Below are 3605 nucleotides of genomic sequence, written 5' to 3'. Positions count from 1 at the left end.
GTTGCAGCAGCCGAGGGCAAGTAAGCGCTAGGTTCGATCCGGCAATTACGAGCGTTCCACCAGACACGAAAGGCGGCGCTTTTTCGCTTGGCCGCGCCTTGAAACAAGGCGCGCAGGTGAATAGCGGCGTCGACGAACAGAGGTCACACCATGTCGATTCTGATCAACAAAGACACCAAGGTCATCACCCAGGGTATTACCGGCAAGACCGGTCAGTTCCACACCCGCGCTTGCCGCGAGTATGCGAACGGCCGTGAAGCGTACGTTGCGGGCGTCAACCCGAAGCGCGCCGGCGAAGATTTCGAAGGCATCCCTATCTACGCAAGCGTCGCGGAAGCGAAGGCTGAAACGGGTGCAACCGTTTCGGTGATCTACGTGCCGCCGGCTGGCGCCGCTGCTGCAATCTGGGAAGCGGTGGAAGCCGATCTCGATCTCGTCATCTGCATCACCGAAGGCATCCCGGTGCGCGACATGGTCGAAGTGCGCGACCGCATGCGCAAGCAGAACCGCAAGACCCTGCTGCTCGGGCCGAACTGCCCGGGCACCATCACCCCGGACGAACTGAAGATCGGCATCATGCCGGGTCATATTCACCGCAAGGGTCGTATCGGCGTGGTGTCGCGTTCGGGCACGCTCACGTACGAAGCAGTTGGCCAGTTGACGGCTATTGGCCTCGGCCAGTCGTCGGCGGTGGGTATTGGCGGCGACCCGATCAACGGTCTGAAGCACATCGACGTGATGAAGATGTTCAACGACGATCCCGACACGGATGCCGTGATCATGATCGGCGAGATCGGTGGCCCGGACGAAGCAAACGCGGCTTACTGGATCAAGGACAACATGAAGAAGCCGGTGGTCGGCTTTATCGCGGGCGTTACGGCGCCGGCCGGCAAGCGCATGGGTCACGCAGGCGCGCTGATTTCGGGCGGTGCGGATACTGCCGATGCCAAGCTGGAAATCATGGAAGCATGCGGTATCACCGTCACGAAGAACCCGTCGGAAATGGCGCGTTTGTTGAAGGCGATGCTTTAAGGAACGGCTGATCGACAGGAAACGCGGGGCTTTGCTATGCTTGTGTAAGCCTTTCGTAACGCGTCGGTTATAAAAGCGGGGGAGCTAAGGCTTCCCCGCTTTTTTTTCGCGTGCTTTCTGTCGCTGTCGCTCACCGGTTTTTTCATGCTCGAATTTTTCGCCACCCTCCATTGGGGCGCTGTTCTTCAGATCATCGTCATAGATATCTTGCTCGGAGGCGACAACGCCGTCGTCATCGCGCTTGCCGTGCGCAACCTGCCCGACCAGCAACGCACGCGCGGCGTGCTGCTCGGCACGCTCGGGGCGATTGTCCTGCGGGTTGTGCTGATCGCGTTTGCGGTCGTGCTGCTCGGTATTCCCTTCCTTAAATTCGTAGGCGGCCTGCTGCTGTTGTGGATCGGCGTGAAACTGATGATGCCGGATCACAGTGATCCGAACGTAAAACGCTCCGATCAGCTTTGGGCCGCGATCAAGACCATCATCGTCGCCGACGCCGTCATGAGCCTCGACAACGTGATCGCGGTCGCGGGCGCCGCCGAGGCCGCCGACCCGCAGCATCGGCTTGCGTTGGTGATCTTCGGCTTGCTGGTGAGCATTCCGCTGATTGTGTGGGGCAGCACGCTGGTACTCAAGCTGATCGATAAATTCCCGATCGTGATTGCGCTGGGCGCCGGATTGCTCGGGTGGATTGCGGGTGGGTTGATCATCAATGATCCGTTCATCGATCGATGGCCTGCGTTGAATGTCCCGAGCGCCGAGTATGCTGCGCAAGTCGCCGGCGCGGTGCTTGTTCTGTCTGTCGGCTGGTTCTTTCGCAGGCGCGTGCAGTCCACGGAATCGAAGGCCGCGCACTGATTTTTCTCGCCGAACGTTAGCCGTTTGGCTGACTGCCGGCGGCTCGCAGGGCTCAATAAGATCGAAGCGTCTGGATTGCATCACGCAGCCAGACGCTTCGATCTTTTGGGAGTTCAGCGATGACAGTAGCGGTGTGCGGGTTCAAGAGCATCAAGGAAGGCAAGTCGTGGTTTCGACGAGCGTGGGCGCGCGGGAAGAAAAAGCGCTCGGGACGAGGTTTCACGCTGATCGAGTTGATGATCGTGCTGGCAATTGTGGGTGTGGTCGCCGCCTACGCGATCCCGGCTTATCAGGATTACCTGGCGCGTAGCCGGGTGGGAGAGGGTTTGTCGCTGGCGTCGTCGGCGCGTCTGGCTGTGGCTGAGAATGCTGCGAGCGGGTCGGATCTGGGTGGCGGATATTCCACCCCGCCGGGAACGCGCAACGTGGAGTCCATTCACGTGAATGACGACAACGGCCAGATCACGATCGCGTATTCCACGCGCGTGGCGCCCGCGGGCGAGAACACTATCGTGCTCGTACCATCTTCGCCCGACAATGCCGACGCGCCGACCGCGCGCACGGTGCTGACGAAGGGCTCGGTCCAGGCCGGATCGATTACGTGGGAGTGCTTCGCGGCAACGAAAACGGCTTCGTCATTGCCGGCGCCGGGCGCGGGTCCGCTGCCATCTGAGGCGCCGACTCTGCCACCCAATCTCGCACCGCCTGAGTGCCGTGCTTGATTTGACTGTGCTGGTTTGACGGTGCTGAAAGGCTGACCGCAAGCAAACGTAATCGCTGCAGTGACGCATCGAGCGAGCACGCAGATTGCGGTCAGCTTCTTTGTTTCGCCGAAAGCGCCACGAATTTCAAATGATTCACAGCGATTTCAGCGCATTTCATGCACGTCGCCGCACAGCATGAGTAATTTTTTGTATAGTGCGCCGGTTGCCGACGTTCCCGACCCCTCATGCCTTCAAACATCGCGCGCTACCTTACTCTTGCCGTCCTCTGTCTGGCGCTGACGATTCCGTACGCGGTCGTCAACCACACGTATCCCATTCCGACGTTCTACGCGGAGTACAGCGCGCTCGGGCTGTTCCTTGCGCTCGGCGCAGCCATGGCGCTGGTCGTGCGTTTGTCCGAGCCGCGCATAGCGTTCGCAACGCCAGTCATGGCGCTGATGCCGCTGGTGCTCGGGCTGTTGCTCGTGGTGCAGACGGTCGTGCTGCCGGTCGCGCAGCCGTCGATGAACTGGCTGGGCGGCGGGTATCTGCTGGCGTCGTTTATCGCGGTGCATACGGGGTACGGACTCGTGCGCGCCGGAATGGCCGAGCGGGCGTTTCGATGGGGCGCGGCGGCGTTGATTGTCGGCGGCCTCTTTGCCGTGTTCTGCCAGGTCGTGCAGCTCTTTCACATGGAATCGAAGTTTTCGCCGTTCGTGGTGGCGTACAACGTGACCGTCGAGCGCCGGCCGTTCGGCAACATGGCGCAGGCGAACCACCTTGCCACCTATATTGCGTTCGCGACGGCGGGCGCGCTTTATCTCGTGCAGACGCGGCGATTGCCGGTGATCGCATGGCTCGCGCTCTCGGCGATTTTTTCCGCTGGCCTGGCGCTGACCGTATCGCGTGGACCGTGGTTGCAGATGGGCGTGATCGTGGTCGCCGGTTTGTGGATGGCGTTGATCCAGGGCCGCTCGACCGCTGCCGATGATCCCGACGCGCCTGCGAGTGGTG

4 protein-coding genes are annotated in these 3605 nt (G+C 61.2%); all 4 read left to right on the top strand.

Annotated features, from left to right (window positions below; genetic code table 11):
- Positions 1–150 precede the first annotated feature (150 nt).
- On the top strand, positions 151–1032 hold the full coding sequence (sucD, locus tag ACFFAR_RS28000) for a succinate--CoA ligase subunit alpha (RefSeq protein WP_375508890.1): 882 nt from the start codon (positions 151–153) through the stop codon (positions 1030–1032).
- A gap of 144 nt (positions 1033–1176) precedes the next feature.
- Positions 1177–1887 (top strand): YjbE family putative metal transport protein, encoded by a 711-nt coding sequence (locus ACFFAR_RS27995; RefSeq protein ID WP_174365404.1) that lies wholly within the window; start codon positions 1177–1179, stop codon positions 1885–1887.
- A gap of 119 nt (positions 1888–2006) precedes the next feature.
- Positions 2007–2609 carry a pilin gene (locus ACFFAR_RS27990; RefSeq protein ID WP_062169322.1) on the top strand — a complete coding sequence of 201 codons (603 nt, stop codon included), beginning with the start codon at positions 2007–2009 and terminating at the stop codon, positions 2607–2609.
- Between the two features lie 227 nt (positions 2610–2836).
- Positions 2837–3605 (top strand): pilin glycosylation ligase domain-containing protein (locus tag ACFFAR_RS27985; RefSeq protein WP_174365403.1); only part of this gene is annotated, 769 nt, incomplete at its 3' end.

Source organism: uncultured Caballeronia sp. (assembly GCF_964243625.1).
Lineage (GTDB): Bacteria > Pseudomonadota > Gammaproteobacteria > Burkholderiales > Burkholderiaceae > Caballeronia.
The sequence above is the reverse complement of the archived record's forward strand: the minus strand, read 5'-3'. Positions and strand labels throughout refer to the sequence as shown.